At 33.7% G+C, this 2,015-nt stretch carries 3 protein-coding genes; all 3 read left to right on the forward strand.

Going from position 1 to position 2,015, the window contains the following annotated elements:
- Positions 1-386: 386 nt before the first annotated feature.
- The 3 genes from EKM03_RS14850 (at position 387) to EKM03_RS14860 (ending at position 1,822) form a co-directional block, all read left to right on the forward strand.
- Positions 387-701 carry a hypothetical protein gene (locus EKM03_RS14850; protein ID WP_126740709.1) on the forward strand — a complete coding sequence of 105 codons (315 nt, stop codon included), beginning with the start codon at positions 387-389 and terminating at the stop codon, positions 699-701.
- A gap of 13 nt (positions 702-714) precedes the next feature.
- Positions 715-969 carry a hypothetical protein gene (locus EKM03_RS14855; RefSeq protein ID WP_126740710.1) on the forward strand — a complete coding sequence of 85 codons (255 nt, stop codon included), beginning with the start codon at positions 715-717 and terminating at the stop codon, positions 967-969.
- A gap of 163 nt (positions 970-1,132) precedes the next feature.
- Entirely contained in the window at positions 1,133-1,822 is a 690-nt protein-coding gene (locus EKM03_RS14860) for a hypothetical protein (RefSeq protein WP_126740711.1), read from the forward strand.
- Positions 1,823-2,015 lie beyond the last annotated feature (193 nt).

A 2,015-nucleotide genomic window follows, 5' to 3' on the forward strand; every position in this document is an offset into this window, starting at 1 on the left:
TATAGAAATCGAATTCGACCTTTAGTGCTTAAAAATCAAAAAGATGCAATATAAAATTCCTTAACTTAATGACATTGGGCGTGACCCTGCACCAGCTTAGTCGTTCCTCCTCGCCACTTTGGGTCGGGCGGTACGCTGTATCTTTATTTTCTTAAAGAAAGAAAATAAAGGATGCCGCTTCCCTCCCTCACGCAAACCGCACTAACTATAACGTTTGTTTTTTTGTATAAAAACTGTAAGAAAATTTTAATATATTTGAAAGAATATAAAAAAAGACAAGCAATAGCGACAATCTACCTGATTTTGGGTGTATAGACGCTATTTTATAGCGAGTGTATACAAGTTATAGCGCATTTTCAAATCCTGCAAAACACAACCAAAGAATAATGGAAGGGCAAATTTTTATAGATAATTCCGAAATTGGAATTGTGGAATTCAAAATTATCGACGAAAGTATGGGCGCAATTGGTGGGGATTTTGTTGCGACCGAAAATTATGGAAAATTTAAAAGTGAAGTTCAAAAGTTAACCAAAAAAAATGGCAACGCAGACTCACAGAATTTTAACTTTAGAATCGTTATAGAAAATACTGAATTGAATCCAATTGGTGGAATTTGCCTAATCGACTCAAAAGAGTTTGCCGAAATGTATTTAGATGCGGCTGGAATAAGTCAAAGTGAATTGGAAAAAGTTAACGGCTAAAAAATAATAAAACATGGCAGCAGGAGGACCAGGCGATCATCCTTTGACGGACGTTGTTAATTTTAATCTTAAAGTTTACAATAAAGAATGCGATGAACTGATCAGAGAAATATCAAAACTAATTTCAATGAATCAACTTTATGAAATGTTTGATTGGTTTGACAATTTTTCCGCAACAAGAAGTCGACTTAAAAATTTTGAAGTTGAACTGAACGAGAAATTGGAAAAGTTAAAAGTGGACGCAAAACGCAACGGCTGGGAAGTATAAAAAAAACGCGCTATAACAGCTATTACAACGGATTTGGGCAATTGGCTTAATGGAAAGTTGGTTTTGTATTTGGGATGATTTGGCAAATCCGAAAATAGGGCTTAATTTAGTCCCAAACCCGCTGTAGTAGCGGGACGTTATGCCTAATTTTAGGACAAAAGAAATGAACGATAATACAACATATACACCTGACGAACTTTTTGAAATATTTAAAGAACAGCATAGACTTTGCAGTCCACTTGACATAATGGCCAATGAAACTTTTGTATTAACAAAGGAGACCTTAATTTATGAATGGCGTGATGCTCAAGATTTATTGCCTTGGGATGAACTTGCTGAATTTTTAAATCAAGAATTCAGAATTAATGTGCCATTAAAAACTTGGGACAGAATCTTAAATCCTGATGACAAAAAAACTCTGGGAGAACTTTGTATCTTTTTATCAACTATTGCTGAAAAAGAAATAATCAAACCTATTAAAATTTTAGGTGCGGAATGTTTAACAACAGCAATTTTTATAACATTAAAGAGAAATCTAAAAAACAAAGGTGTTGATGTTTCCAACTTGAAACCTTCTACAAAAATTGAAGCGTTTCTAGACGTAAACAAGAATTTTTCTCCACTATTGGAAGAAGTAACTTTAACTGGTTTAAAGACTTTTGACAAGCTTGAATATGGGAAATTAGAAAATGAAAGACGATTTAAATATTGGATTGACAAAATATTTCCGAACTGGATATACAAAAGAAGTATAAAGACTGGAAATATTCAAACATTCCGAGATTTGGTTGAGAGGATTGTTGACGATAAAAAACTAGGCATAACAGCTACTAAAACGGATTTGGGCATTTAGCTGAATGGGAAGTTGGTTTTGTATTTGGGATGATTTGGCAAATCCGAAGAATGGGCTTAATTTAGTCCCAAACCCGCTTTAGTAGCGGGACGTCAAACTGTCTAATAACCTCCTTCCTCTATGTTAGATAATTTGTACAAAAAATCGTTCAAATAATTTGCATAATTCGTTGGTTTTATGTATATTTAAGCAT

The sequence above is a fragment of the Flavobacterium sp. GSP6 genome, from assembly GCF_003984855.1.
GTDB lineage: Bacteria > Bacteroidota > Bacteroidia > Flavobacteriales > Flavobacteriaceae > Flavobacterium.

Coding starts and splice junctions, on each gene's coding strand:
- EKM03_RS14850 (WP_126740709.1), top strand. CDS start 387: ATGGAAGGGCAAATTTTTATAGATAATTCCGAAATTGGAATTGTGGAA.
- EKM03_RS14855 (WP_126740710.1), top strand. CDS start 715: ATGGCAGCAGGAGGACCAGGCGATCATCCTTTGACGGACGTTGTTAAT.
- EKM03_RS14860 (WP_126740711.1), top strand. CDS start 1,133: ATGAACGATAATACAACATATACACCTGACGAACTTTTTGAAATATTT.